The following is a 25,678-nucleotide window of genomic DNA, read 5'->3' as shown; positions in this document are numbered from 1 at the left end:
AGGTGATCCTTCGGCACCAGACTGTTGAGCGTTACCATCTCGAGAGCCGTCTGTTCGGGAGCAGGTTTCTTCAACATGTCCCACTGAATCACAAAACCCCCGGACCAGCCAGGGGTTTGTCAGCAGTCTGAAGCGTCCGCTTTCGCGGACGCTTTTTTTCATTGCCGGTTCGGAACTGGCTGCCTTCAGGCAGCCTCTTCCTGACTGTCTTCTTCGTCGACCGTCTTGCCGCGCTTAGGACCCTTGTTGAGGTTTGCCTCTACAAGGCGCACAGCCTCGGTGTCCGACATCTTGTTGACCGCAGCGATTTCGCGCGCGAAACGATCCAGAGCCGCCTCATAGAGCTGACGCTCCGAATAGGACTGCTCCGGCTGATTTTCTGCGCGGTAAAGATCGCGCACGACCTCTGCAATCGAAATCAGGTCTCCGGAGTTGATCTTGGCATCGTATTCCTGCGCACGACGCGACCACATGGTCCGCTTGACGCGAGCCTTGCCCTGAACGACCTTCAGGGCGCGTTCGACGAAGTCTGTCTCGGAAAGCTTGCGCATCCCGATGCTGACAGCCTTGGCGACCGGCACCTTCAGACGCATTTTATCCTTTTCGAAATCGATCACGAAAAGCTCAAGCTTCATGCCTGCAACTTCTTGCTCCTCGATAGCCGTGATGGTACCCACGCCGTGTGCGGGATACACGATCGATTCGCCGGCCTTGAAGCCCTGACGGCTCGGAGATTTTTTCTGCTGGTTCGTCATTCGATTCACAAACTCCCTGTTATGCTCCCGACAGAAGGTCGGGCCGGGCCAACTCAGACCCGGATGAGACGGGGGAAACCGTCGGGTCACTAGATTCTGATCCAGCTGGTAAAAGTCAAACACGCATATCCGCAACGGTAATGGCACAAAGCCAAAGCATAGCGAATGCCATACAACCGCTGAGATTCACCTGTCTACTTTCGTGAAATTTAGGGCATGCCAATGCCTAAAATGGAACAGTCTTGGAGTACTAGCACAAAAACGGGTGGAAATCAATATTTTGCTGCAAGGCGCCGCAAATGTGGCAAAGCCCGCCAGCGAGACGCCAGCGGGCTTCCAAACGGAATGCAACTTGTTTTAGTCACCCTGACCGGGATTGACCGAAAAGAACTGTTCGAATTTACCTTCAACCCCATCCATTTCCTTGGCATCCGGCAGGGGATCCCGTTTTACAGTGATGTTGGGCCAGACCTTGGCGTAATCCGTATTGACCTTGAGCCACTTGTCGAGACCCGGCTCCGTATCCGGCTTGATCGCCTCGGCGGGGCATTCAGGCTCGCACACACCGCAATCGATGCACTCGTCCGGGTGAATGACGAGGAAGTTTTCCCCTTCGTAGAAACAGTCCACGGGACATACTTCCACACAGTCGGTGTATTTGCAGCGAATGCAGTTGTCAGTGACGACATACGTCATGCGAGACTCCAGAAATCTTCCATATCGACCCTTGGCGGACACAGGATAGCGCCGGTCACATGCCGATGGGCCCTACAATCGAAACGACCGAAGCCGTCCCTTTCAGCTATTGCGTCAGCCTGCCTATGGCAAGGACAAACAATCCGGCAAATGGACCGTTCAGGGCAGGTTTTTTCTAAAAGTCCCCGTCGGCGTCCGGCACCAGGCCATCTATCGCCCGCCGCTCCTTTTTCGTCGGCCTGCCGCTACCCGGTTCGCGCATGGCCTGGTCGAGGGTCGTGATCTGCGGCTTGGACGGGCGTTCCGGCGTCAGATCCTCGTAGAGCAGACGCGCCTCGGAAAACGGCCCCCGCCGGCTGCCACTTCCCCGCACGACCAGCACCAGATCTCGCTCTCGAAGCGCAATCTCCAGCCGGTCTCCGATAGAGACCTGCCGACTCACCTGGCGTATGGTTTGACCATTGACCTTAACATGGCCCGACCCGATATGGGCCTGCGCAATCGATCGCGATTTGAGGATGCGGGCAAAGAACAACCATTTGTCGATGCGTTGCCGGTCCTCGGCAACGCCCGGTTCCGCGCTCATTGCTACCTCTTCAACTGCTCCTTCAGAGCCGCGAGTTTGGCAAACGGCGAATCCGGATCGAGCGGCTTCTCCTTGCGCGGCGGTTTGGCTTCAAAGCGCTGCTGCGGTTTTCCGGGCCGGTCTGGGCGCGGCCCCTTTTGGCCACCGCGCTCGGAGCGTTCGTCGTTTGCCCGCTTGCCGCCGCCGCGTCGCTCGTCGCCTTGAGACTTGCCCGGATTGCCGTTGCCGCGGCCAGCACCTTCCGGACGACGTCCCTTGCCGCGCCGTTCGCCCTGCTCGGCGCGCTGATTGTCGTTGCGACCACCGGGCCGCCACAGGAGAACAGGTTTAGGCTCGGCCGGCACCTCGGCTGCATCGTCAACAGCCGCCTCGGTCGCCGCCGGCCCGGCATCGACGGCCTCCGGCGCTTCACTTGCCGCAGCGGCAGGCGCTTCGCCCTCGTCACCTGTCGTCGTTTCAGCGGCAGGCTCGGCATCGGATGCCGCAGCCTCGGCAGCGACAGTCGGGCTCTCAGCCGGAGCAGCCTCGTCTCCAGCCACCGGCTTGTCCTCGCCATCGGCAGACGGCTCGGTTGCCACAGCCGGCGCATCCTTGTCTGCAGGCTTGATCCCGAGATGCGCTTCGACTTCGGCCGGAGGCACGCTGTCGGCCCGGTAGCCGAGACCCTTCAGGATCTCTTCCATGTCATCAGGCGTCGCACCGAGGATCGACAGCATGGCGGTCGTGGTCATGAACCGACGGCCGTCATAAGCGCCCTCCGGCCGCTCGGCCTGCCCCTGCTTCCACTGCAGAAGCGGGCGGATGAGGTCGGCAAGACGCTCCAGGATATCGACGCGCACCGCGCGTTTACCGAGAAAGCGGAAGCCCGCAAGCTTATAGAAGGTGCGCTCGTAGCTCGGGTCGGTGACAACCGAGGTCCGGCCGGCAGCCAGGACCGAGATCAGATCGCCGTAACCGGGCTTGTCCAGGCCGTCATTGTTCAGGGCCCAAAGCAGCGTGATCAATTCGGCAGGTGCCGGCTTCAGCAGGGCCGGCATGAAAATGTGGTAAGCGCCGAACCGCACGCCGTAACGGCGCATGGAAGCGCGTGCATCCTGGTCGAGCGACTTGACGTCTTCCGACACATCGCGGCGGAACAGCACGCCGAGATTTTCGACCAGCTGGAAGGCAAGCCCCTTGGCCAGTCCCTGCAGGTCTTCGGCGCGCGACAGATCGTCGAGCGGCTTCAGTACCGTCGAGATGTGATGATTGACGAAGCGCTCGATGCGGGCAACGACATGATCACGGGCATTGCCGCTCAACTGCTCGTCCGCCAGAAGCAGAACGCGCGGATGCAGCATATGGTCGCTACCGGTCAGCCGGGCAACGGGATCGCCGAGCCAGCGCACCAGGCCGTCCGAACTGATCGCGAGATCATTGTTGCCGGAGGCATGCAGGCGGGCCGCCCGCGCTTCGAATTCGAGCACCAACGCCTTTTGCGCCGCCGCCAGCACTGCCTTGGCATCGGGACCTTCCGATGTGGCAATACTCGTGAAGCGGAATCCCGCAAGTTGACCGACGTGATGTCCCTCGACGAAGACATCTCCATTCACACTGATTTCAGCTTCCAGCATCGCATTCTCTCTCAAGCGCTTCATGAGCACAGATGTCCTGCGGTCAACGAAGCGTTTCGTCAACCTTTCATGTAACGCGTCTGACAATCGGTCTTCAATTTCCCGCGTCTTTTCCTGCCAGTGTGTCGGATCGGCAAGCCATCCTGCCCGATTCGACACATAGGTCCACGTCCTGATCTGCGCAATGCGAGCAGAAAGCGTATCAATTTCTCCCTCCGTGCGGTCCGCACGTCGGACTTGTTCTGCAAGGAAGTCCTCGTTCACCGTGCCATAACGCACGAGATCCGAAAAGAGCGTAGATATCAGATCGGCATGTTGCGCCGGTGCAATCCGCCGGTAATCCGGCAGGGCACAGGTCTCCCACAGGCGCTCCACCCGCTCGGGCGTTGTCGCCAGATCGCGCAATTCGGGATAGCGCGACAGATGTTCGAGGGCCTGCTGGTCGACGGCCGGCAGCGCTCTCGTCAGGCCGGGTACGCGCGGCGGGGCTTCCAGACTGCGTTTCAGCGCATCGACGGAGGAGAAATCGAACTGCACTGTCCGCCACTGGAGCACCTTCACCGGATCGAAATGATGGGTCTCAAGCCGTTCCACCAGTTCCGCGTCGAAAGGCTCTACCCGTGCCGTCACGCCGAATGTGCCATCGCGCAAATGGCGACCGGCACGCCCGGCGATCTGTCCGAGTTCGCCGGCATTCAGATTGCGGAATTGATAGCCGTCGAACTTGCGGTCCTGCGCGAACGCGACATGATCGACATCGAGATTGAGGCCCATGCCGATCGCATCGGTGGCAACCAGATATTCCACATCGCCGGACTGATAGAGCCCGACCTGCGCGTTGCGGGTGCGCGGGCTGAGGGCCCCCAGCACCACGGCTGCACCACCGCGCTGTCGCCGGATGAGTTCGGCGATTGCATAGACCTCGTCGGCCGAAAAGGCGACGATGACCGTTCGTTGCGGCAATCGGGTGATCTTCTTTTGCCCGGAATAGAAAAGCTGCGAAAGACGCGGTCGTTCGACGATCGTGATCCCGGGCAGCAATTGCAGAAGGATCGGCTTCATCGTGGCCGAGCCGAGCAGCAGCGTCTCTTCCCTGCCCCGCAGATGCAGAAGGCGGTCGGTAAAGATGTGCCCGCGCTCGAGATCGCCGGCAATCTGCACCTCGTCGATCGCGACGAATCCGACATTGGTCTCGCGCGGCATCGCCTCGACGGTACAGACGGAAAATCGAGCACCCTTTGGAACGATACGTTCCTCGCCGGTGATCAACGCGACCTGGGCTGCTCCCACGCGCTCGACCACACGCGTATACACCTCACGTGCCAGCAGCCGCAGCGGCAGGCCGATCATGCCGCTGCCATGGGCCACCATCCGCTCGATCGCGAAATGCGTCTTGCCGGTATTCGTCGGCCCCAGCACAGCTGTCACGCCGCGGCCGCTCAGGATCAGGGGTTGAGACGTCAATGTGCGCTCCACTCGCAGGCCTGCACATTACGCGCAAAACCAGTCCATCACATGGAGAGGTTAGACGACAAACGCAAGCATGGTGAAATGTAGGGCGCGCTTTCCCCAGGAATGTCTCTCGGCAAAGAGTCGCGCTGCCGAGGCGTCGGAACGGGCCGCGAACGAATCAGCGACGAATCGCTGACCTGTCTCTTTTCCTGATTTGTTCCGGAGACGAAGACTGCCGGGCAGCGGATGGAAGCGGCTTTCCGTCATCGCGCTACGTCCATCGTGCAAGCACCAAAAATGAGCGTGCAGCAGCGGAACCTGCCGTTCCCCGGCGGCGTTCTGACTGCCGAGGTTACGAGTATGACGCTATCCGTTCCGCCCGCCGAATGGCTTTCCCAACATCCCGGTCGCAACTTTGTCCTGTTGCACGGCCTCGTCATGGCGCCGACTTTCTGGCGGCTCTATGCGCCGCGCTATGTCGTCGAGCACAACACGGTTGCCTACCCGCTGCCCGGCCACGACCGGTGGCACCTGCCGGTGACCGGTCAGGTCATCACCACCGAAGACATCATAGAAGCCTATGCGGCCGCGATAGAAAGAGACTTCGACGGCCACCCCGTCACGCTTGTGGGGCATTCGACCGGTGCGTTTATTTCGCTCCTTCTGGCGGAACGACGCCCGGATCTCGTGCGCTCGGTTGTATTGATGGGCGGTTTTGCCTGCGGCCGCTTCGAAGGCCAGGAACGGTTTGCCGCTCGCCTGCTGCGCATCCCGGGCATCGGCATGAGCGTCTTCTGCACGCTTCTGAAACGGTGGATTTCGACACCGGAAGGCTTTCGCCAAGGGTCGAGCGATTGCGTCTTCGACAAATCCTGCCCTTGGGAGACCGCGGAGACCGTCGCCATGATCGAAGCGGTGCGGCAGCGGCTGCTGACCTGCAAGCCGCAGGATATCGCAGCGGTCGTCAGCTGGTTCCAGCGAACCAGCCTTCTCGACCGCATCGCCAATGTCGAGGTGCCCGTCCTCAATCTGATCGGCATCAATGACGAGGTCGTGCCGCCGCTGCATCAATTGCGATTGTCTCGGCTGCTGCCGAATGTGCAGACAGTGCTTTTCGGCAAGTCAGGACATCTGCTGATGGTGGAAAGACAAGGCGAGCTCGACCGCGTCTTTGCCCGCTTCTGCGCCGACCCGTGGCTGCTGCAGCCGTCACGCCGTCCCCTGCCCGCCGGCCCCAAAAACGAGATGGTTCTGCCGCGGCAGAACTCGTTCTTGTCACAGGTTCTGCCGTCCTTCGTTTCGCGTGGAACAAATGCGCCGCGAGCTCATTAAGTGTCTGAAGTTTTTGAGTTGATCAAAGAGAGGTTCATATGCTCGGTACAATCCTGCTTGTCGTTCTTATTCTGCTGCTCATCGGTGCACTGCCGACCTGGGGGCACAGCCGCTCGTGGGGCTACGGCCCGTCCGGCGGTCTCGGCCTCGTTGTCGTCATTGTTATCGTCCTTCTGTTGATGGGCCGAATCTAACGCGCAGGTACCAAGCTGCTCGCTAAATCGACCCCGAAAAATTCTACCCCGACCCCAAGGAGCAAAACATGAAAAAGGTCCTGCTGTCCCTCGCCCTCGTCGGCGCCCTGGCATCCTGCACCACCACTGAAAAGACCACGACGGCCGGCGCCGTTGGTGGTGCCATTATCGGTGGCGCGGCTTCCAACTCAGTTGGCGGCGCAGCAATCGGCGCTGCAGTCGGTGGAGCTGCCGGTTACCTCGTCGGCAAGTCCAGCGAACGTCCGGGCTACTGCGTCTATCGCGACCGCCACAACCGCCGTTACACAGCACGCTGCTGATCACGAACGGACTTGATGAAAAGGCCACCGGTCGCATGACCGGTGGCCTTTTTTTATGCGGCGCACTGCTTCAAAATGCTGCAGCACCTGGCAAACGCAGGAAGCCTCAGACGAAAAACTGGCCGCCATTGGCAGACAGGGTCGAGCCGGTGATGAAGCCGGCATCATCCGATGCCAGGAAGACCACGCAACGGGCAATCTCTTCCGGCTCACCGAGGCGACCGACCGGGATCTGCGGAAGGATCCGTTCGTTCAGAACCTTTTCCGGGATCGCACGCACCATTTCCGTGGCGATATAGCCCGGGCAGATCGCGTTGACCGTAATTCCCTTGGCCGCCCCTTCCTGTGCCAGCGCCTTGGTAAACCCGAGGTCGCCGGCCTTGGACGCCGAATAGTTGACCTGCCCCATCTGCCCCTTCTGGCCGTTGATCGAGGAGATGTTGATGACCCGGCCGAAACCGCGGTCCCGCATGCCGCTCCACACCGGGTGGGTCATGTTGTAGAGACCGGTTAGATTGGTGCCAATGACCTCGTTCCAGTGCGCCGGCGTCATCTTGTGGAACATCGCGTCGCGGGTGATGCCGGCATTGTTGACGAGAATGTCCACGGGGCCGAGCGCCTGCTCGATGCCGGCGATGCCGTCAACACAGGCCTGGTAATCCGAAACGTCCCATTTGAAGACGGCAATGCCGGTCTCGGCCTCGAAGGCCTTGGCCTTCTCGTCGTTGCCGGCGTAGACGGCTGCGACCTTGCAGCCGCTCTCCTTCAGTGCAATCGAGATTGCCGCCCCGATCCCGCGTGTACCGCCCGTAACAACCGCTACTCTAGTCATTGTCCTGCTCCCTCATCGTCAAAGTGTTCCACCGTCTGAACCGCCCTTCTTGTCGAGGCGATAGAAAATCCGGCCCGAATAACAAAACGGCCGGCTCGCTTGGTGCGGCCGGCCGGCTTGCAGATCAGAATGCCTCCAGGCACATGGCGACGCCCATGCCGCCGCCGATGCAAAGGGTCGCCAGCCCCTTCTTGACGCCGCGCCGCTTCATCTCGAACAACAGCGTATTGAGCACGCGCGCACCCGACGCACCGATCGGATGACCGATCGCGATCGCGCCGCCGTTGACATTGACGATCGACGTGTCCCAGCCGAGATCCTTGTTGACGGCGCAAGCCTGGGCAGCGAATGCCTCGTTGGCTTCCACCAGTTCGAGATCGCTCGTCTTCCAGCCGGCCTTCTCCAGCGCCTTGCGCGAAGCCGGGATGGGACCGGTGCCCATGATCTGCGGATCGACACCCGCGGTCGCCCAGGAAACGATACGGGCGAGCGGCGAGATTCCGCGACGCGAAGCTTCCTCTTCGCTCATCAGAAGCGCTGCCGCCGCCCCGTCATTGATCCCCGACGCATTGCCGGCCGTCACTGTGCCTTCCTTGTCGAAGGCCGGACGCAGCTTGGTCATGCTTTCGAGCGTCGCGCCATGGCGGATGTATTCGTCGGCATCGACGGTAACGTCTCCCTTACGCGAAGGGACGATCACCGGCACGATTTCATCCTTGAAACGGCCGGCTGTCTGCGCCGCTTCAGCCTTGTTTTGCGATGCGAGAGCGAATTGATCCTGCTCCTCTCGCGACAGCTGCCACTGACGTGCGACATTTTCCGCCGTCTGACCCATATGGTAGCCGTAAAAGGCATCGGTCAGGCCGTCCTTGATCATCGTGTCGATCATTTTCAGGTCGCCCATCTTCTGACCGCTGCGCAGATGCGCGCAATGCGGTGCCATGGACATCGATTCCTGCCCGCCCGCAATGATGATCTTCGCATCCCCCGTCAGGATTTGCTGCATGCCGAGTGCCACCGCCCGCAGGCCGGAGCCGCAGAGCTGGTTCATGCCCCAGGCCGTCGCTTCCTGAGGAATACCGGCCTTCATCGCCGCCTGGCGCGCGGCATTCTGCCCTTCGCCCGCCGTCAGGACCTGGCCGAGAATGACCTCATCGACCTCCCTGGCCTCGACGCCGGAACGCTCCAGAACGCCGGAAATGGCGACGGCGCCGAGATGATGGGCCGGCACGGTGGCAAACGCACCATTGAAAGACCCGACCGGGGTCCGCGCGGCGCTGGCGATAACAACGGAAGTGCTCATTTTGGCGTCTCCTCCTACTTCGAAATTATGTCTGAGGGAAAGGTGTCAAAGCTCTGGCCCCCTGTCAAACGACAACGCGCAATGCAGCCCTTCGCAGCGGCGGAAACCTGCAGCAATGCACGCCGGACGCCGGCCTTCCCGCATCGCACAAAGAGATTGTCATGACAGTTCGTTTCCGATTAGACTAAGATCGGGAGAAGCAATAACAAATATCAAAATCAAGGGTTGGAGACGAACATGGCCAAAGCCAGTGGCGAGATCATCATCAAGAAATACGCAAATCGTCGGCTCTACAACACCGGCACGAGCACCTATGTAACGCTCGACGATCTCGCCAAGATGGTGAAAAAGGGGGAAGAGTTCACCGTCCAAGATGCCAAGTCCGGCGATGACATTACCCACTCGGTCCTGACCCAGATCATTTTCGAACAGGAGTCGAAAACCGGCAATACGCTGCTGCCGATTTCCTTCCTGCGGCAATTGATCAGCTATTACGGCGACCAGATGCAGATGGTGGTGCCGAGCTTCCTGGAACATTCGATGAAAGCCTTCACCGAACAACAGAGCCAGATGCGAGAGCAGATGACGACGGCCTTCGGCGAGATGCCCATGCCGAAGAACCTGCAGATGCCGATGCAGCTGGTGGAAGAACAGGTCAAGCGCAACACAGAGATGTTTCATCAGGCGATGAAGATGTTCTCACCCTTCCTGACGCCGCAGACACCGCAGGAAACCAAGCGGCCGGAAAGCAAGGACATCGACGACCTGAAGGAGCAGCTGCGCACGCTGCAGAACAAGCTCGACAATCTCTAGGACGGCTCTTTTCCGGCCGACAAATATCGTCCCTTGAACGCGCGCCGCGAACGGCACGCGCCGGGGGCTGCGCCTGAACGTCAGAGGCCGATCGACACGTCGCGGCCGGCCGTGCGGATCGAGATGGTGAAACCGCCGATGACGTCGATCAGCGTGATGATCATCAACAGGAAGAAGATCTGCGTCGCGGCCTGCACGACCAGCAGGAACTCGACGAGATAGGCGACGAACACCAGCATCGACAGCATGTGGTTGATCAGCGATGCGGAGCCCGGGCGCGTCGATTTCAGGATTTCTGCAAACAGCAGCACAAGGCCGATCAGGATCAGGCCGTCGCCGAAGGACATGGCCCAGCGCGCACCCGAAAGCATGTTGACGGCAAACATCTCGCCTGAAAGTCCAGCGCCTGCGTCCAGTCCGGAGAAGACAGCCAGATTGTACAGCAGGAAGGGAATGATCGTCAGGGGCAAGGCAGTCAGCATGAACGGCTATCCTTCGTTTCGGCACCTGCAGCATCGGCCCGAAGATCGAACCGCGTCTCGAAAAGCATGATGCCTGGATTCAAACGGTCAAGGGGCGAGGGCTTCGGGCAAGACCTTGGTCACCCGCAGGAGTGCCGATAGACGACAAGTTGAACAAAAAAAAGGCCGGCAAAGCCGACCTTCATCCGCAAGAGCGGTTGGAATGCGCGATTATGCGCTTTCCTTCGGCGTCAGGACCTGACGGCCGCGATACATACCGGTCTTCAGATCGATATGGTGCGGACGACGCAGTTCGCCGGAGTTCTTGTCTTCGACGTAAGTCGCAGCCTTCAGTGCGTCAGCCGAGCGGCGCATACCGCGCTTCGACGGGGTCGTTTTTCTTTTCGGTACAGCCATTTCAATTACTCCACATGACGGGAAAAACGTGTCCGCCGGCTAGAATTCCTAGCCAGATCGGTACGTTTAGATCTCGGAATTGCGCGGGCTTATACATGCTCGATGCCCGCTTGACCAGTCCCCCGGTCGTTTTTTTCAACAGAACGCGCAAGGGGTATGGCCGCTTGCAGCGATAGGCCTGGCCGCCGCCTCGGGGCGATGCAGTCAGACCTCGTCTTCCGCCACATACCACGGTTCCGCCAAGGCGGCATCCCGCCATTTGACCCAGGACGGATGCTCCTTCATCCGTGCCATGTAGTCGAGTACCTGGCTGTCTTTCGTCAGACCGTAAACCTCCAGTCGATTGACCACCGGGGCATACATCGCATCTGCCGCCGAGAACGCGCCGAACAGGAAGGGACCACCACTTACCGCCAATTGTTCCTTCCAGAGGCTCGAAATGCGATCGACATCCCGGTGAACGGCGTCCGACAGATTATCGAGCGGTGCCGGCTTGCGCTTGATGTTCATCGGGCAGGCCGACCGAAGACCGGTAAAGCCCGACAACATCTCCATGCAGATCGAGCGCGCCACGGCACGCCGTGAGGCGTCGGCCGGCCATACACCCACCTCCGGGTAGAGCTCTGCCACATATTCGAGGATCGAGAGCGATTCCCAGATCTTCAGCGTGCCATGCTGCAACAGAGGGATACGCCCCGTCGGCGAAATCGCCTTGATCTCGGGATTGCCAGCCGCGAAATCAAAAGGCACTAGCCGCTCTTCGAACGGGATCCCCAGCGCGTCCATCGCGATCCATGGCCGGAAGGACCATGAGGAGTAATTCTTATTTGCGATATAGAGGATGAGTTCGTGCATCTGGGATCGCCTCGCACCGCCGGTTGAAGTCCTGAGGCACCTTGAGGGCACATTGCCGCTGCGACCAGCCAATAATTGGAATGTCACTCATAAAGACAGGTGATATAGGCACCGGAATTGCGAGCCCGGCGATGGACGACCTGCGCCACGCGCCGCATTCCCTTCGACGGCTTGTTGGCATGTCTGTCGATCGGGTTCGGCAGGGAGACGGCGAGCAGGGCAGCCTGGTCGGCCGACAGTTTCGAGGCCGGAACATTGAAATAGTGATGTGCCGCCGCCTCGATGCCGTAGAGCCGCGGTCCCCACTGGGCGACATTCAGGTAGATTTCCATCGTCCGCTTCTTGGGCCAGAGGAAATCTGCCGTCAACGCCAGCGGCAGTTCCAGTCCCTTGCGCACGAAGGATCGGCTGTTCCACAGGAAGAGGTTCTTCACCGTCTGCATCGGAATGGTGCTGGCACCGCGCGTTTCGTCGCCGGCAAGCGCATCCTCGACCACGCCTTTCATCTCGCCCCAGTCGACGCCGTGATGGGAACAGAACTGACCGTCCTCCGACATCATCACGGCCTGCACGAGATCGGGGGAGATGTTGTCGAAAGAGACCCAGCGGCGATCATAGCCTTGCAAGGTAAGAAGGTCGGCGATCATCGGCGTCGAAAGCGGCCGGATGAAGGGCAGGGCATAGACGGGGATGAGAATATACGGCAGTACAAGCACCACGAGCAGGATGACAATCACCCTGCGGATCCAGCCCGCGACACTGCGCCGTTTTCCCCTCATTCTACCCCGAAACGGCCCGGCATGCCGACCACCCTCTTCCGATCATCCGTTCGTCTTAACGTTCTTTACCGAGCATGGTTCTTGATGACCAGAGTGGGCCGGCCGATCGCATGGGTTTTGCCTTGGATAGTTTCTCCATTGCCAGCAATGCCGGCTCATGCCAAACACCCGATATGACCGAGATTTCTGCGACCTTCGAGACATGTCTGCGCAACTTCGCCAGCGAAATTCTTCCCGTCATGACCGGCCTGCTGAGCCTGACTGCCGAAACCGGCGAGATCGCGCGTCCGGCGCACCTCATCGAGGCGATGCGGCACGGACTGTTGAACGGCGGCAAGCGCCTGCGCCCTTTCCTGGTGGTCGAGACCGCCAGCCTGCTGGGCGGCAATCGTCCTGCAGCGCTCAGGGTCGGCGCAGCGCTCGAATGCCTGCACAGCTATTCGCTGGTGCATGACGACCTGCCGGCAATGGACGATGACGACATGCGGCGCGGCAAACCGACGGTCCATATTGCCTTCGACGAGGCGACCGCGATCCTGGCAGGCGACGGCCTCCTGACCCTGGCCTTCGACACGATCGCGGCCCCGGAAACGGCGTTGCCCGACAAGGCCCGGATCGATCTCGTGCTGGCCCTGTCGCGCGCAGCCGGCATCGGCGGCATGGTCGGCGGCCAGGCCCTGGATCTGGCAGCGGAAAAAAACGCTCCTGGAGAAGAGGGCGTCGTCACCCTCCAGGCGATGAAGACAGGCGCATTGTTGCGATTTGCCTGCGAGGCCGGCGCGATCATTGCCGGCGCTCCGGCGGGCGACCTCGCACGGCTGCGCCGCTATGGCGAACTGCTCGGCCGCGCCTTTCAGATTGCCGACGACCTCCTCGACATCACTTCGGACGCCGCAACGCTCGGCAAGGCGACAGGCAAGGATGCCGATCGCGGCAAGGGCACGCTGGTCGGCCTCAAGGGCCAGGACTGGGCGGTCGCCGAACTTGCGCGCCTGGTCGACGAAGCCACGAGCCTGCTCTCCCCCTATGGCGGGAAAGCCAGGATCCTGATCGAGGCTGCGAAATTCGTCGCCGCTCGCCAGAACTGATCCCTTTCATGAAAAACGCCGCGACGAGCGCGGCGTTGTCGATATCCTGCCTTGCAAAGGAAGCGATCAGCCTTCCTTGAGCGGCGAGATCTGCACCTCGACGCGGCGGTTCTGCGCGCGGCCTTCGGCCGTTGCATTGGTCGCGACCGGCTGGCTCGGACCAAACCCCATCGAAGAGACACGGCGTGAATCCACGCCCTGGCTGAACAGGTAGCTCGCAACGGCCTGAGCCCGGTTCTGCGACAGTTCCTGATTGTGCTGCAGGCTGCCGGTGGAATCGGTATGCCCGTTGACGTCGATCAGCGTCTTGTTGAACTTGTTGAGCACGATCGCCACCGAGTTCAGCGTCGCATAGAATTGCGGCATGACGGCATATTGATCGGTGTCGAAGGTCACATTCGACGGCATGTTCAGGATGATCCGGTCGCCGACACGCGTCACCGAAATGCCGGTGCCCTGAAGCTGGGCCCGGAGTTCGGATTCCTGGCGGTCCATGTAATTGCCGATCGCACCACCGGCAAGCGCGCCGATGCCGGCGCCGATCAGCGCATTGCGGCCGGCATGGTGGCCACCGCCGATCAGGGCGCCGCCGATCGCGCCCGCCGCCGCACCGAGCGCGGCGCCGCCTGCGGTGTTCGACACCTTCTCCTGGCCGGTATAGGGATCCACTGTCGTACAGCCGCTGACATAGACGGCGATAAGGGCGACAGGCAAAACTTTCTTCATCATCGGCATGATTCTCCAATGCACGTTGAGTGCAGGAACATAACCATTGCGGCGAAATGAAGAAAAGACCGGAACGCCCTATTCCGCAGCTGTTTTTTGTCCGTAGCGTGTTTCAATATACTCTATTACAAGCGCTTCGAATTCAGCAGCAATGTTGTCGCCGCGCAGGGTTTTTGCCTTCTTGCCGTCGATGAACACAGGCGCGGCCGGCGTTTCGCCGGTGCCAGGCAGGGAAATGCCGATATTGGCATGCTTGCTTTCGCCCGGGCCGTTGACGATGCAGCCCATCACCGCAACGTTCAGTCCCTCGACGCCCGGATATTTTTCGCGCCACACCGGCATGTTCTTGCGAAGGTCGTTCTGAATGGTCTGCGCCAGTTCCTGAAAGACCGTCGAGGTCGTGCGCCCGCAACCGGGACAGGCCGCAACCACTGGAACGAACTGGCGAAAGCCCATGACCTGCAGGATTTCCTGCGCCACCTGGACCTCGCGGGTCCGGTCGCCGTTCGGTTCCGGTGTGAGCGACACGCGGATGGTGTCGCCGATGCCGTGTTGCAGGACATAGGCCATGGCCGCCGACGAGGCGACAATGCCCTTGGAGCCCATGCCGGCCTCGGTCAGACCGAGATGCAGCGCATGGTTGGAGCGGCCGGCCAGCATGGAATAGACGGCGATCAGATCCTGGACCTGGCTAACCTTGGCCGACAGGATGATCTTGTCGCGCGACAGGCCGATATCCTCCGCAAGCTCGGCCGATAACAGCGCCGACTGGACGATCGCCTCATGCATCACCTGGCGGGCCGAGAGCGGCGAACCGCTTGCCTGGTTCTCGTCCATCAACCGGGTCAGGAGATCCTGGTCCAGCGAGCCCCAGTTGACCCCGATGCGTACCGGCTTGTCATGGCGGATCGCCATTTCGACGATCTCGGCGAACTGCTTGTCCTTCTTGTCCTTGAAGCCGACATTGCCCGGATTGATGCGGTATTTCGCCAGCGCCTCGGCGCAGGCCGGATGATCGGCAAGCAGCTTGTGCCCGATATAATGGAAGTCGCCGACCAGCGGCACATCCATGCCGAGCCGCAAGAGGCGCTCGCGGATCTTCGGAACGGCCGCCGCACTCTCGTCGCGATCGACGGTGATGCGGACAATTTCGGAACCCGCCCGGTAAAGGGCTGCAACCTGGGCCACCGTCGCATCGATATCGGCAGTGTCCGTATTGGTCATAGACTGGACGACGACGGGCGCGCCGCCGCCGACCGTCACGCCGCCGACATTGACGGCAACGGTGTCGTGGCGCGGTTTCGGATCGTAATCAACAGGTGAAAGCATGGCTGGCCTCATGGGCAATAGGCTATTTTCGCCTTTCAGGTGGCCCATGGCATGCCCCTTGTCAACTGCGACCACCGGGCGCGCGCTCCACGACCCTTTCCATATTCGTCACGTTTCCCGATCGGCATATCGTGCGAGATGGGAGAATGCGAAGATTACGATGATGCAGGCGGCAAGGCCGGTGTAGACGGCGGAAAGCGAGCTGTGCTCGGCAATAAATCCGATCAGCGACGGGGCAAACAGGATGCCCGCATAGCCGAAGGTCGTCACCACCGAAAGTCCGACGCCGCGTGCAAGGCCGGGAAGGTTGCCGCCGGCCGAAAAGGCGATCGGAACGACATTGGAAAGCCCGATACCCGTCAGGGCAAAGCCGATCAGCGCCACGACGGTATTCGGCGCCAGGCCGGCCATCAGCAGGCCAACCAGGGAAAATGCAGCGCAGATCCGCAGCGTCCGCACGGCACCCAGCCGGTCGCGAACCCAGTCTCCGGCAAACCGCATGATCGCCATCGTCAGGGCAAAAGCCGCAAAGGCCAACCCGGAATGGCTGAGGGGGGCGGCGAGCTCATCACGCAGATAGATGGCACCCCAGTCGAGCACGGCCCCTTCCGGCACCATGCCGAACAGCGCCACAATCCCGATGAGCCAGGGCAACAGGGTGCGAGGAAGCCGTGCCTTCGGCGCATCGTCTTCCGCATGCGGCTGATCCGTCATGATCTTCGGCCATGCCAGCAAGACGGCCATCGCGGCAAGGGCGGTGGCGATGAGGGCATGCAGCACGACACCCAGGGTGGCTATGAGATAGCCTCCGAGCCCCGCCCCGATCAGGCCGCCCAGACTCCAGAAGGCATGGCATGAGGACATGATCGACTTGGCCATGGACCGCTCGACTTCGACGGCGTTGGCATTCATCGCGACATCCATGGCACCGGTCAGCCCGCCGAACAGGAACAGCGCCACGACGGCCGATGTCAAGGAATTCGCATAGGTCACCGCCAGAAGCGCGGGCAGGAAAAGCAGCGTCGTCACCTGGCAGACCCTGCGGGTGCCGAACCGCGCAAGCTGCCCGCCGGCAATCGGCATCATGACGAGCGAGCCGACGCCGAAAACGAAGAGCATCATGCCGAGCCGACTTTCGGTCAGATCAAGCCGTTCGGCGAATTCCGGAATTTTCGGCGCCCAGGATCCGATCAGAAAGCCGTTCATCAAAAACAGCAATGATACCGCCACCCGCGCGGGTGGAAACGGCATGCGGGTCGACGTTTTAAAGCCTGGACGTGGTTCATTCATGGTCTGGATACTCCTCGACCGCACCCTTATTTAAATCGATTGAAATGACAAGATGAAGACGCTGAAATCGACCCTCACAAATTGTGACGCCGTGACATTCAGCACTCGGCCGCAGGACGCGGTGCCACGCGGATGCAATGTTTTACGAAAAAGGGCATAATGTTGCGCTATTTCGAAATTAGCTATCGAAGGGACTTCATACGCAGCCGTTTGGAATAATCTCGACTCGACCGGATTTGCAGAATAAATGCAAAGCTTGAACAGCGAAATTCTTCTGGCGGAACAACCCTCCGCCCGGGGCGTTCCCGACTTATCTATAAATCTTATCTCAGGTACCGACCCGCCATATGCCCCACGATGTGATGCAGCCTGCACCCGCGCGCGACATTGAAAGTAAGCAGATCGACCATAACGACTCGATCCGATCTACTTACCTGACGAACGAGGAACTGGAACAGAAGGCGGCCGAACTGGCCCGAAACGGTACCGCGGAATTCCCCGGCCTGTTTGCCTTCGACTTTTTCAAGCGTCACAAGGAAAATGAGGAAGAGATCCTCAGGGTCTACCGGACCACGGCTGCCGACGTCGAGACCGGCGCCACGATCACGCCGGCCGCCGAATGGCTGCTCGATAACCATTATATCATCGAAGAGGCCATTCAGGAGGTTCGGCGCGACTTCCCGAAGAAATTCTATCGCCAGCTGCCGACGATGAATATTGCCGGCAACGAGATGCCGCGCACGCTGGCGCTTGCATGGCTCTTCGTCGCCTACACCCACAGCACCGTCTCGCAGGAGAGCATGACGGCACTGGTGGAGGGCTACCAGTCCGAGCAGATTCTGGAGATCGGCGAACTCTGGGCCCTGCCGTCCATGGTCCGCTATGTTCTGGTCGAGAATCTCCGGCGCATTTCCACCCGGGTCGAACGCTCCCGGCAGATGCGGCGTCGCGCCAACGAGACCGCCGACGAGATCATTCGCATCGGCAATGAAGACGGCTCGCGCGAGCTGATGCAGAAGATCGAGCCGCTGCTCGACGACAATACCTTCGCGACCCAGTTCCTCTACCGCCTGCGCAACGGCTCGCAGGACACCAGCTTTGCGATCAACCGGCTTGAGGCGCATCTCGAACATCGCGGTCGCACGGCCGAGGAAGCCCTGACTGGCGAGCAGAACCGGCTTTCGTCCGGCAATGTGACGATGGGCAATATCGTCACCAGCCTGCGTGAAGTCGACGACACCGAATGGTCGGTCTGGGTCGAACAGGTCTGCGCTGTCGATCGGATCCTGGGCACGCATACGGATTACCGCGAACTCGATTTCGGTTCGCGCAACGCCTATCGCAGCACGATCGAAAAGCTCGCCCGCCGCTCCGACCATACGGAAGTCGAGATCGCCCAGAAGGCGATCGACATGACGACCGCGAACATCGGTGGCGATTCGAACGCGGCCGCCGTGGATGTGGGCGCCTTCCTCGTCGGTGAACAGCGCCGGCGTCTGGAGCAGGAGATCGGCTACAGTGCCCCGCCGCAGCAGGTGATCACCCGCATCATGCTCCGCCTGCGGTGGATGAGCGTGGCGGTACCGGTGCTTGTGCTGACATTTCTGGCATTGGCGGCAGCCGGCTGGTTCCTCTCTTATGGCGGCATATCCTGGCCGATCATCCTGCTGCTTCTGCTGATGCTCGCTTTACCCGCATCCGAAGGCGCGACCGGACTTTTCAACACGCTGGTCACCTTTGTCGTCAAACCGGCACGCCTGCCCGGCTTCGAGTTCAAGGAGGGCATTCCGCCGAACGCCCGCACCCTGGTCGCCGTCCCCTGCATGATCCATAACCGCGACGAGGTCGACGAACTCGTACGCAACCTCGAAGTCCACTACCTGACCAATCCGCGCGGCGAGATCTATTTTGCCTTGCTCAGCGACTGGCGTGACGGAAAGGTCGAGGAAAGCCCTGCCGATCTCGAGATCCTCGACTATGCCAAGAAGCAGGTGGCAGACCTGAACATGCGTTACCGCGACAGCGGCCGCACCCTGTTCTACATGCTGCATCGCCGTCGCCAGTTCAATGCGGCCGAAAATTGCTGGATGGGCTGGGAGCGCAAGCGCGGCAAGCTGCACGAACTCAACATGCTGCTGCGCGGAGACCGGGACACGTCCTATGTCACCGGCGCCAACACCGTGCCGGACAACATAAAATATGTGATGACGCTCGATGCCGACACGCGACTGATGCGCGAGGCGGTGACCAAGCTCGTCGGCAAGCTGCATCATCCGATCAACCGGCCGGTCGCCGACCCGAAGACCGGACGCGTGGTCAGCGGCTACAGCATTCTCCAGCCGCGCGTCACCCCGTCGCTGACGACCGGCAAGGACGCCTCGGTCTTCCAGCGCGTGTTCTCGATCAATCGCGGCCTTGACCCTTACGTCTTTACTGTCTCCGACGTCTATCAGGACCTGACCGGCGAAGGCACCTTCACCGGCAAGGGGCTCTATGACGTCGACGCGTTTGAAACCGCAATCAAGGGCCGTATCGACGAGAACAGCGTGCTCAGCCACGACCTTCTCGAAGGTTCGTTTGCGCGCTGTGCGCTCGTTACCGACGTCGAACTCGTCGAGGACTTTCCGACCCGCTACGAGGTGGAAGTCTCGCGCCAGCACCGCTGGGCCCGCGGCGACTGGCAGCTGCTTCCCTATATCCTCGATCCGCTTCGCGGCATCACCGCGCTCGGCCGCTGGAAGATGCTCGACAATCTCCGGAGGTCGCTGACCCCGATCGCATGGTTCGGCGCATCCGTTGTCGGCTGGGCCATGCTGCCGCCTGTCGGCGCCGTGTTCTGGCAGCTTCTGCTGATCTTCTGCCTCTTCGTCGCACCCACCTTGTCGCTGATCTCGGGCCTGATCCCGCGCTCCAGCGATATCGTGCCGCGGGCCCATTTTCAGTCGCTGCTGAACGAAGCCTGGTCTGCGAATGCGCAGGTCGCGTTGCGTATCGTCTTCATCGCCGACAATGCCTGGATGATGGCCGATGCCATCCTGCGATCCGTCTACCGGCTGTTCTACAGCCGCAAGATGCTGCTCGAATGGAAGACGGCCGCAAGCGTCCAGTCGGTCGCCCAGGGCGATATCGGTTCGTATTACCACTCGATGCGCCACGCGCCTGCGCTGGCGCTGGTGGCCCTGGCTTTCTCCAGCATCAATGGCACCTTCGGCGTGCTGGTCGGCCTGCCCTTCATCATCCTCTGGGTCATGTCGCCTCTTGTTGCCTGGTATGTCAGCCAGTCGGCGGAAACCGAGGATCTGCTGGAGGTCCCCGAGCAGACGCTGCTGGAGCTTCGCAAGATCGCGCGGCGGACCTGGCGCTATTACGAGACTTTCGTCACCGCCGGCGACAACTATCTGCCCCCGGACAACGTCCAGGAAAAACCCGAGCAGATCGTCGCCCACCGCACGTCGCCGACCAATATCGGCGTCTATCTTCTCTCGACGATTTCCGCCCGCCATTTCGGCTGGGTCAGCTTCGAACAGACGATCGAGCGGCTTGAACAGACCATCGCGACCGTCGAGCGGATGGAAAAATACCGCGGGCACCTGTTCAACTGGTATCATACCGACAGTCTGAAGACGCTCGGGCCGCGCTATGTCTCCGCCGTCGACAGCGGCAATCTCGCCGGCCACCTGATCGCCATCTCCTCGGCGTGCCGCGAATGGGCGGAAGCGCCCTCGGCGCATCTGCAGGGCAATCTCGATGGCGTCGGCGATGTCTGCGGCATTCTCGGCGAAACGCTGAAGCAGTTGCCCGACGACCGCAAGATCGTCCGTCCGCTGCGCCGCCGGCTGGAAGAGCGCATCAACGGCTTCAACACGGCACTGGCGGCCGTCAAGCGCGAGCACGAATTCGCCTCGATCCGCATCGCCAACCTCGCCGTCATGGCCCGCGACATCCAGAAGCTCGCGGCCAATCTGGATCACGAGGTCGGCTCGGAGCGATCGGCCGAAGTCACCCGCTGGGCGGAATCGCTGGTGTCCACCTGCGAAGCCCATGTCGCCGACTTCTCCTTCGACCTTTCCAACATCGAGCCGTTCCGCCAGCGTCTGGCGAGCCTGCGCGACCGCAGCCGCGGCATCGCATTCTCGATGAACTTCACCTTTCTGTTTCGTCCGGAGCGACGCCTGCTGTCGATCGGGTACCGCGAGGACAGCCACGAACTCGACGAAGCCTGCTACGACCTTCTGGCGTCGGAATGCCGCCTGACGAGCATGTTTGCCATTGCCAAGGGCGATTTGCCGACGGAGCACTGGTACCGGCTCGGCCGGCAGGTGATCCCGGTCGGCGCCCAGGCAGCGCTGGTCTCATGGTCGGGCTCGATGTTCGAATATCTGATGCCGCCCCTGGTGATGCAGGAACGTCATGGCGGCATCCTCAGCCAGACCAACAATCTGGTCGTTCAGGAGCAGATGAACCATGCCAAGCGGCTCGGCGGGATTCCCTGGGGAATTTCGGAAGCCGCCTTCAATGCCCGCGACCACGAGCTCACCTACCAGTACACCAATTTCGGCGTACCGACGCTCGGCCTGAAGCGCGGTCTCGGCCAGAACGCCGTCATCGCTCCCTATGCCTCGATCCTGGCCAGCCAGTATTTCCCCAAGGACGCCCTTGCCAACCTGGAGCGCCTGCGGGATCTCGGCGCACTCGGGATTTACGGCTTCTTCGATTCGGTGGATTTCACCCCGACCCGCGTCCCCGAAGGCCAGACCTGCGCGGTGGTGTTCAATTATTATGCCCACCACCACGGCATGTCGATTGCAGCCATCGCCAACGTTGCGTTCAACGGTCTGCTGCGCGAACTCTTCCATTCCGACCCCGTGATCGAGGCCGCCGAACTGCTTTTGCAGGAAAAGGCACCACGCGAAATCCCGGTGATGAGCGCCAAGCACGAGCCGAAGGTGCCCGGAAAGGGCAAGGCGGACCTGCTGCGGCCGGAAGTGCGCACCATCCTCGATCCCCTCAAGAAGGACCGCGCCCTCGCCTTCCTGTCGAATGGTCACTATTCGGTCGTGCTCTCGGCAACCGGTTCCGGCTTTTCCCGCTGGAACGGCCAGGCCGTCACCCGCTGGAAGGCCGACCCGACCGAAGACCGCTCGGGCACTTTCGTCTTCCTGCGCGACACCACGAGTGGCGACTGGTGGTCGGCAACGGCCACGCCGCGCCGTGCGGAGGGCGAAGAGACCAAGGTCATCTTCAACGACGAGAAGGCCGAGTTCTACAAGACGGTGGCCGGCATCACGAGCAATGTCGAATGCATCGTCGCGACCGAACACGATGCCGAAGGGCGTCGGGTCACGCTGATCAACACGGGTGCCGAGGATCGCTATATCGAGGTGACGTCCTATCTCGAACCGGTGCTGACCTATGATGACAACGACAACGCCCATCCGGCGTTTTCGAAGATGTTCATCCGCACCGAATTCGGCAAGCGCAAGGATGTCATCCGGGTGGAGCGCAACAAGCGCAGTGCCTCGGATCCGGACATCTGCCTGGCGCATCTTGTCGCCGACAATGCCGGCCCGGGCCGCCCGACCGAGTTCGAGACCGACCGGATGGCCTTTATCGGACGCGGGCGCACGCTCGCAGACGCGGCCGCTTTCGATCCGGGCGCCACGCTGGGCGGGAGCGAAGGCTTCACCCTGGATCCGATCCTCAGCCTGCGCCGTGTGGTGCGCGTCCCCTCGGGCAAGAAAGTCCAGGTGATCTTCTGGACGATCGCTGCCCCGAACCGCGAGGAGGTCGATCAGGCGATCGATCGCTATCGCCATCCGGACGCCTTCAACCACGAACTGATCCACGCCTGGACCCGCGCCCAGGTCGAGATGCGCCATGTCGGCATCACCTCGCAGCAGGCTGCCGCCTTCCAGCATCTCGGCCGCTATCTGGTCTACCCGGAAACCCATCTGCGCGTTGACCCGGAAACCGTGCGCAACGGTTTGTCTTCCCAGCGCGCGTTGTGGCCGATGGCGATATCCGGCGACCATCCGATCTTTGCCGTCCGCATCAACGACGACATGGATATCGAGATTGTCCGTGAAGCCCTCAGCGCGCAGGAATATCTGCGCCGCCGCGGCATCATCGCCGATCTCGCGATCATGAACGAACGGCCCGCCTCCTACGCGCAGGACATGCAGCACGCCGTCGATGCGCTGAGCGAGACATTGCGCAGCCGCCAGGCCGACAGTTCCAGCGGTCAGGTCTATGCCGTGCGCCGCGACCTGTCGGACGAGACAAGCTGGAACGCATTGCTCGCCGCCGCCCGCGTGGTGTTCCATGCCCGCAACGGCAAGCTTGTCGATCAGATCAACCGTGCGGCATCGCTCTATTCGTCACCGCGCGGCACGGAAGTGCGGGAGCCAGACTGGCAGGGTCGCATTCCGGCGCCGCTATTGCTCGACGCCGCCGCTGTCAGCGAAACCGCTGACGATCTCGACTTCTGGAACGGCTATGGCGGCTTTTCCAAGGATGGGCGCGAATATATCGTCCGACTGGCACCGGGTCAGGCCACGCCCCAGCCATGGATCAACGTTATTGCCAATGACCGGTTCGGCTTCCACGTCTCCGCGGAAGGTGCAGGCTTTACCTGGAGCACCAACTCGCGGGACTATCAGCTGACGCATTGGTCGAACGATCCGGTCATCGACCGGCCGAGCGAGGCCTTCTATGTCACGGATCTGGACAGCGGTGAGGTCTTCGCACCGTTCGCTGCGCTCAATGTGCGCGACGACAGCAGGTTTGAAGCCCGCCATGGCTTGGGATATTCGAGTTTCCATGCCGCCCATGGCGATCTGGAAACGCGGATCACCCAGACGGTTGCCAGAGACGAGCCGGTCAAGCTTACCCACCTGACCATCACCAATAACGGCACGTCTGCGCGCAGGCTTCGCACCTATGGCTATCTGGAATGGGTGCTTGGCAATGACGGGCAGAAGACGGCCCCCTTCGTCATGGTGTCGCAGGATGCCGACAATGGTGCGCTGTTTGCCACAAACCCCTACAGCATCGACTATTCCGGCCGTTATGCCGTCTTCACCGCCAATCTGAAGGCGGATGCGGCGACTGCGAACCGCCGGGAATTCATCGGCCGCAACGGCTGCATCAAGCTGCCGCAGGCGGTAGCCCGCCAGCAGGTGCTGACCAACACGATGGAAACGGAGGGCGATCCGTGCGCGGCCCTGTCCTTCGACATGCAGATCGGACCCGGCGAAAGCCGCGAGATCACCTTCCTTCTCGGGGATTGCGACAGCGAGGCAGAGGCCAGGGCTCTCGTCGAAAAGATGGCGTTGCGGCCCTTTGGCGAAGTGCTCGCCGACAATAGCGGATTCTGGGAGGCGTTCACCGGGCGCATTCAGGTCGACACCCCTGATGCCGGCTTCAACCATATGGTCAATGCCTGGCTGCCCTATCAGACGCTCGGTTGCCGCATGCTGGCACGGGCCGGCTTCTATCAGGCAAGCGGCGCCTTCGGTTTCCGCGACCAGTTGCAGGACTCGCTCGGTCTGCTGATCCAGGATCCGGCGCTTGCGCGCGGGCAGATCCTCAAGGCTGCCGGGCGCCAGTTCGTCGAAGGGGATGTTCAGCACTGGTGGTTGCCGCAGGGTGGTGCCGGTGTCAGGACCACGATCTCCGACGACGTCGTCTGGCTTGCCTATGCGGTCGACCGCTATGTCGAGGCCACCGGCGACGACAAGATCCTGATCGAACAACTCGCCTTCCTGAAGGGCCCCGCGCTCGAACCGGGCCAGCACGACACCTTCTTCCAGCCGGAAATGGCGGAAGAGGTCGCCGATCTCTACGAGCATGCAGCGCGTGCGCTGGACCTCGCAATCGAGCGGACCGGCCAGCACGGTCTGCCGCTGATGCTGGGTGGTGACTGGAACGACGGCATGAATCGCGTGGGCGAGGCCGGCAAGGGCGAGAGCGTCTGGCTCGGCTGGTTCCTGGCCGGTGCCCTGCAGCGCTTCCTGCCGCGCGCGGATGCCAGAGGCGACGAACAGCGCGTAAAGCGCTGGAACGACCACCTCAAGTCCCTGCTGGAAGCCCTCGACGGCAGCGGATGGGACGGCGCATACTATCGCCGTGGCTATTTCGACGACGGCGAGCCGCTCGGCTCGTCACAGTCGCTCGAATGCCGGATCGATTCGATCGCCCAGTCGTGGAGCGTGCTTGCCGGCGGCGGACCGGAAGACAAGGCACGTCAGGCCGTCGAGGCCGCCTACCGCGAACTTGTCGACGCGGACACCGGCATCATCCGGCTCTTCACGCCGGCATTTGAAAAGTCGAGGCAGGAGCCGGGCTATATCAAGGCCTACCCGCCGGGCGTCCGCGAAAACGGCGGGCAATATACCCATGCCGCCATCTGGCTCGCGATCGCCTTTGCCCGGCTTGGCGACCGTGACAAGGCCTGGCGCTGCTTCTCGCTGCTCAACCCGGTCAACCATGCGCTGAGCCCTGCGGCCGCAGAGACCTATCGTGTCGAGCCTTACGTCGTAGCAGCCGATGTCTATGGCACCGAGAGCCATGCGGGACGCGGCGGCTGGACCTGGTACACCGGCTCGGGCGGCTGGCTCTATCAGTTGGCCGTCAGCGAATTGCTCGGCATTCGCCGCCGCGGCGACAGGCTGTTCATCAGCCCGCTTCTGCCAAGCGACTGGCCGGGCTTCCGCGCCGAACTGAAGATCGACGGCAAGCCCGTCAGCATCAGCGTCGAAGGCGAAAAGGTCCGCGTCAACGACAAGGCACTGCCAAAAGGCAGAGGCTTCAAGCTCTGATCATCTTCAAGCTCTGGT

At 61.4% G+C, this 25,678-nt stretch carries 19 protein-coding genes; 6 read left to right on the top strand and 13 right to left on the bottom strand.

Annotated elements, in window-relative coordinates:
* Positions 1 to 185 precede the first annotated feature (185 nt).
* The 4 genes from J2Z17_RS22410 to J2Z17_RS22395 form a co-directional block, all read right to left on the bottom strand.
* Positions 186 to 755 (bottom strand): CarD family transcriptional regulator, encoded by a 570-nt coding sequence (locus J2Z17_RS22410; protein WP_209948503.1) that lies wholly within the window; start codon positions 753 to 755, stop codon positions 186 to 188.
* 357 nt (positions 756 to 1,112) lie between these two features.
* Complete coding sequence (gene fdxA, locus J2Z17_RS22405; RefSeq protein ID WP_209948501.1) at positions 1,113 to 1,451, bottom strand: ferredoxin FdxA; 339 nt, start codon at positions 1,449 to 1,451, stop codon at positions 1,113 to 1,115.
* Between the two features lie 175 nt (positions 1,452 to 1,626).
* Positions 1,627 to 2,037: an RNA-binding S4 domain-containing protein gene (locus J2Z17_RS22400; protein ID WP_209948499.1), complete on the bottom strand. Its 411-nt coding sequence runs from the start codon at positions 2,035 to 2,037 to the stop codon at positions 1,627 to 1,629.
* A gap of 2 nt (positions 2,038 to 2,039) precedes the next feature.
* The gene (locus tag J2Z17_RS22395; protein WP_209948497.1) at positions 2,040 to 5,114 is read right to left on the bottom strand and encodes a helicase-related protein; all 3,075 of its coding nucleotides are present in this window, start codon (positions 5,112 to 5,114) and stop codon (positions 2,040 to 2,042) included.
* Positions 5,115 to 5,348: 234 nt separating this feature from the next.
* Here J2Z17_RS22395 and J2Z17_RS22390 point away from each other — a divergent pair, with 234 nt between their 5' ends.
* From J2Z17_RS22390 to J2Z17_RS22380, 3 genes are all read left to right on the top strand, one after another.
* Positions 5,349 to 6,434, top strand: coding sequence for an alpha/beta fold hydrolase (locus J2Z17_RS22390; protein WP_209948495.1), 1,086 nt, complete (start codon positions 5,349 to 5,351; stop codon positions 6,432 to 6,434).
* 38 nt (positions 6,435 to 6,472) lie between these two features.
* Positions 6,473 to 6,628, top strand: a complete 156-nt coding sequence (locus tag J2Z17_RS22385) for a DUF3309 family protein (RefSeq protein ID WP_209948493.1) — start codon at positions 6,473 to 6,475, stop codon at positions 6,626 to 6,628.
* Between the two features lie 68 nt (positions 6,629 to 6,696).
* Positions 6,697 to 6,948: a glycine zipper domain-containing protein gene (locus tag J2Z17_RS22380; protein WP_209948490.1), complete on the top strand. Its 252-nt coding sequence runs from the start codon at positions 6,697 to 6,699 to the stop codon at positions 6,946 to 6,948.
* 106 nt (positions 6,949 to 7,054) lie between these two features.
* On the opposite strand, the gene phbB is transcribed toward J2Z17_RS22380, so the two are convergent.
* Positions 7,055 to 7,780 (bottom strand): beta-ketoacyl-ACP reductase, encoded by a 726-nt coding sequence (gene phbB, locus J2Z17_RS22375; protein WP_209948488.1) that lies wholly within the window; start codon positions 7,778 to 7,780, stop codon positions 7,055 to 7,057.
* Between the two features lie 124 nt (positions 7,781 to 7,904).
* Positions 7,905 to 9,083, bottom strand: coding sequence for an acetyl-CoA C-acetyltransferase (locus J2Z17_RS22370; protein WP_209948486.1), 1,179 nt, complete (start codon positions 9,081 to 9,083; stop codon positions 7,905 to 7,907).
* Between the two features lie 237 nt (positions 9,084 to 9,320).
* Here J2Z17_RS22370 and phaR point away from each other — a divergent pair, with 237 nt between their 5' ends.
* Positions 9,321 to 9,896 carry a polyhydroxyalkanoate synthesis repressor PhaR gene (gene phaR, locus J2Z17_RS22365; protein WP_209948484.1) on the top strand — a complete coding sequence of 192 codons (576 nt, stop codon included), beginning with the start codon at positions 9,321 to 9,323 and terminating at the stop codon, positions 9,894 to 9,896.
* Positions 9,897 to 9,976: 80 nt separating this feature from the next.
* On the opposite strand, the gene J2Z17_RS22360 is transcribed toward phaR, so the two are convergent.
* From J2Z17_RS22360 to mtgA, 4 genes are all read right to left on the bottom strand, one after another.
* The gene (locus tag J2Z17_RS22360) at positions 9,977 to 10,378 is read right to left on the bottom strand and encodes a hypothetical protein (RefSeq protein WP_209948482.1); all 402 of its coding nucleotides are present in this window, start codon (positions 10,376 to 10,378) and stop codon (positions 9,977 to 9,979) included.
* 210 nt (positions 10,379 to 10,588) lie between these two features.
* Positions 10,589 to 10,774 carry a 50S ribosomal protein L32 gene (gene rpmF, locus J2Z17_RS22355; RefSeq protein WP_209948479.1) on the bottom strand — a complete coding sequence of 62 codons (186 nt, stop codon included), beginning with the start codon at positions 10,772 to 10,774 and terminating at the stop codon, positions 10,589 to 10,591.
* Positions 10,775 to 10,978: 204 nt separating this feature from the next.
* Positions 10,979 to 11,629 (bottom strand): glutathione S-transferase family protein, encoded by a 651-nt coding sequence (locus tag J2Z17_RS22350; RefSeq protein ID WP_209948477.1) that lies wholly within the window; start codon positions 11,627 to 11,629, stop codon positions 10,979 to 10,981.
* 83 nt (positions 11,630 to 11,712) lie between these two features.
* On the bottom strand, positions 11,713 to 12,408 hold the full coding sequence (gene mtgA / locus J2Z17_RS22345) for a monofunctional biosynthetic peptidoglycan transglycosylase (protein WP_209948475.1): 696 nt from the start codon (positions 12,406 to 12,408) through the stop codon (positions 11,713 to 11,715).
* A gap of 173 nt (positions 12,409 to 12,581) precedes the next feature.
* Between mtgA and J2Z17_RS22340 the strand changes: the two genes are divergently transcribed.
* On the top strand, positions 12,582 to 13,496 hold the full coding sequence (locus J2Z17_RS22340) for a polyprenyl synthetase family protein (protein WP_209948473.1): 915 nt from the start codon (positions 12,582 to 12,584) through the stop codon (positions 13,494 to 13,496).
* 66 nt (positions 13,497 to 13,562) lie between these two features.
* On the opposite strand, the gene J2Z17_RS22335 is transcribed toward J2Z17_RS22340, so the two are convergent.
* The 3 genes from J2Z17_RS22335 to J2Z17_RS22325 all read right to left on the bottom strand — a co-directional run bounded on the left by J2Z17_RS22335 (position 13,563) and on the right by J2Z17_RS22325 (position 16,802).
* The gene (locus tag J2Z17_RS22335) at positions 13,563 to 14,225 is read right to left on the bottom strand and encodes a YiaD family glycine zipper/OmpA-like lipoprotein (protein WP_209948472.1); all 663 of its coding nucleotides are present in this window, start codon (positions 14,223 to 14,225) and stop codon (positions 13,563 to 13,565) included.
* A 75-nt stretch (positions 14,226 to 14,300) separates the two neighbouring features.
* Positions 14,301 to 15,551: a flavodoxin-dependent (E)-4-hydroxy-3-methylbut-2-enyl-diphosphate synthase gene (ispG, locus tag J2Z17_RS22330; protein WP_209948470.1), complete on the bottom strand. Its 1,251-nt coding sequence runs from the start codon at positions 15,549 to 15,551 to the stop codon at positions 14,301 to 14,303.
* Between the two features lie 108 nt (positions 15,552 to 15,659).
* Positions 15,660 to 16,802, bottom strand: a complete 1,143-nt coding sequence (locus J2Z17_RS22325; protein ID WP_245224283.1) for an MFS transporter — start codon at positions 16,800 to 16,802, stop codon at positions 15,660 to 15,662.
* Positions 16,803 to 17,188: 386 nt separating this feature from the next.
* Between J2Z17_RS22325 and J2Z17_RS22320 the strand changes: the two genes are divergently transcribed.
* Positions 17,189 to 25,660, top strand: a complete 8,472-nt coding sequence (locus J2Z17_RS22320) for a glycoside hydrolase family 94 protein (protein WP_209948465.1) — start codon at positions 17,189 to 17,191, stop codon at positions 25,658 to 25,660.
* The last annotated feature ends 18 nt before the right edge of the window (positions 25,661 to 25,678 follow it).

The sequence above is a fragment of the Heterorhizobium halophytocola genome (assembly GCF_017873095.1).
In the GTDB taxonomy this organism is placed as follows: Bacteria; Pseudomonadota; Alphaproteobacteria; order Rhizobiales; family Rhizobiaceae; genus Allorhizobium; species Allorhizobium halophytocola.
Note: the sequence above shows the minus strand (reverse complement) of the source record. Positions and strands in the feature narration are given on the sequence as shown.

What these genes read in the sequence shown, in the direction of transcription:
- J2Z17_RS22410 (WP_209948503.1), bottom strand. Translation starts at nt 755, where the DNA reads ATGACGAACCAGCAGAAAAAATCTCCGAGCCGTCAGGGCTTCAAGGCC.
- fdxA (WP_209948501.1), bottom strand. Translation starts at nt 1,451, where the DNA reads ATGACGTATGTCGTCACTGACAACTGCATTCGCTGCAAATACACCGAC.
- J2Z17_RS22400 (WP_209948499.1), bottom strand. Translation starts at nt 2,037, where the DNA reads ATGAGCGCGGAACCGGGCGTTGCCGAGGACCGGCAACGCATCGACAAA.
- J2Z17_RS22390 (WP_209948495.1), top strand. Translation starts at nt 5,349, where the DNA reads ATGGAAGCGGCTTTCCGTCATCGCGCTACGTCCATCGTGCAAGCACCA.
- J2Z17_RS22385 (WP_209948493.1), top strand. Translation starts at nt 6,473, where the DNA reads ATGCTCGGTACAATCCTGCTTGTCGTTCTTATTCTGCTGCTCATCGGT.
- J2Z17_RS22380 (WP_209948490.1), top strand. Translation starts at nt 6,697, where the DNA reads ATGAAAAAGGTCCTGCTGTCCCTCGCCCTCGTCGGCGCCCTGGCATCC.
- phbB (WP_209948488.1), bottom strand. Translation starts at nt 7,780, where the DNA reads ATGACTAGAGTAGCGGTTGTTACGGGCGGTACACGCGGGATCGGGGCG.
- J2Z17_RS22370 (WP_209948486.1), bottom strand. Translation starts at nt 9,083, where the DNA reads ATGAGCACTTCCGTTGTTATCGCCAGCGCCGCGCGGACCCCGGTCGGG.
- phaR (WP_209948484.1), top strand. Translation starts at nt 9,321, where the DNA reads ATGGCCAAAGCCAGTGGCGAGATCATCATCAAGAAATACGCAAATCGT.
- J2Z17_RS22360 (WP_209948482.1), bottom strand. Translation starts at nt 10,378, where the DNA reads ATGCTGACTGCCTTGCCCCTGACGATCATTCCCTTCCTGCTGTACAAT.
- rpmF (WP_209948479.1), bottom strand. Translation starts at nt 10,774, where the DNA reads ATGGCTGTACCGAAAAGAAAAACGACCCCGTCGAAGCGCGGTATGCGC.
- J2Z17_RS22350 (WP_209948477.1), bottom strand. Translation starts at nt 11,629, where the DNA reads ATGCACGAACTCATCCTCTATATCGCAAATAAGAATTACTCCTCATGG.
- mtgA (WP_209948475.1), bottom strand. Translation starts at nt 12,408, where the DNA reads ATGAGGGGAAAACGGCGCAGTGTCGCGGGCTGGATCCGCAGGGTGATT.
- J2Z17_RS22340 (WP_209948473.1), top strand. Translation starts at nt 12,582, where the DNA reads ATGACCGAGATTTCTGCGACCTTCGAGACATGTCTGCGCAACTTCGCC.
- J2Z17_RS22335 (WP_209948472.1), bottom strand. Translation starts at nt 14,225, where the DNA reads ATGATGAAGAAAGTTTTGCCTGTCGCCCTTATCGCCGTCTATGTCAGC.
- ispG (WP_209948470.1), bottom strand. Translation starts at nt 15,551, where the DNA reads ATGCTTTCACCTGTTGATTACGATCCGAAACCGCGCCACGACACCGTT.
- J2Z17_RS22325 (WP_245224283.1), bottom strand. Translation starts at nt 16,802, where the DNA reads ATGCCGTTTCCACCCGCGCGGGTGGCGGTATCATTGCTGTTTTTGATG.
- J2Z17_RS22320 (WP_209948465.1), top strand. Translation starts at nt 17,189, where the DNA reads ATGCCCCACGATGTGATGCAGCCTGCACCCGCGCGCGACATTGAAAGT.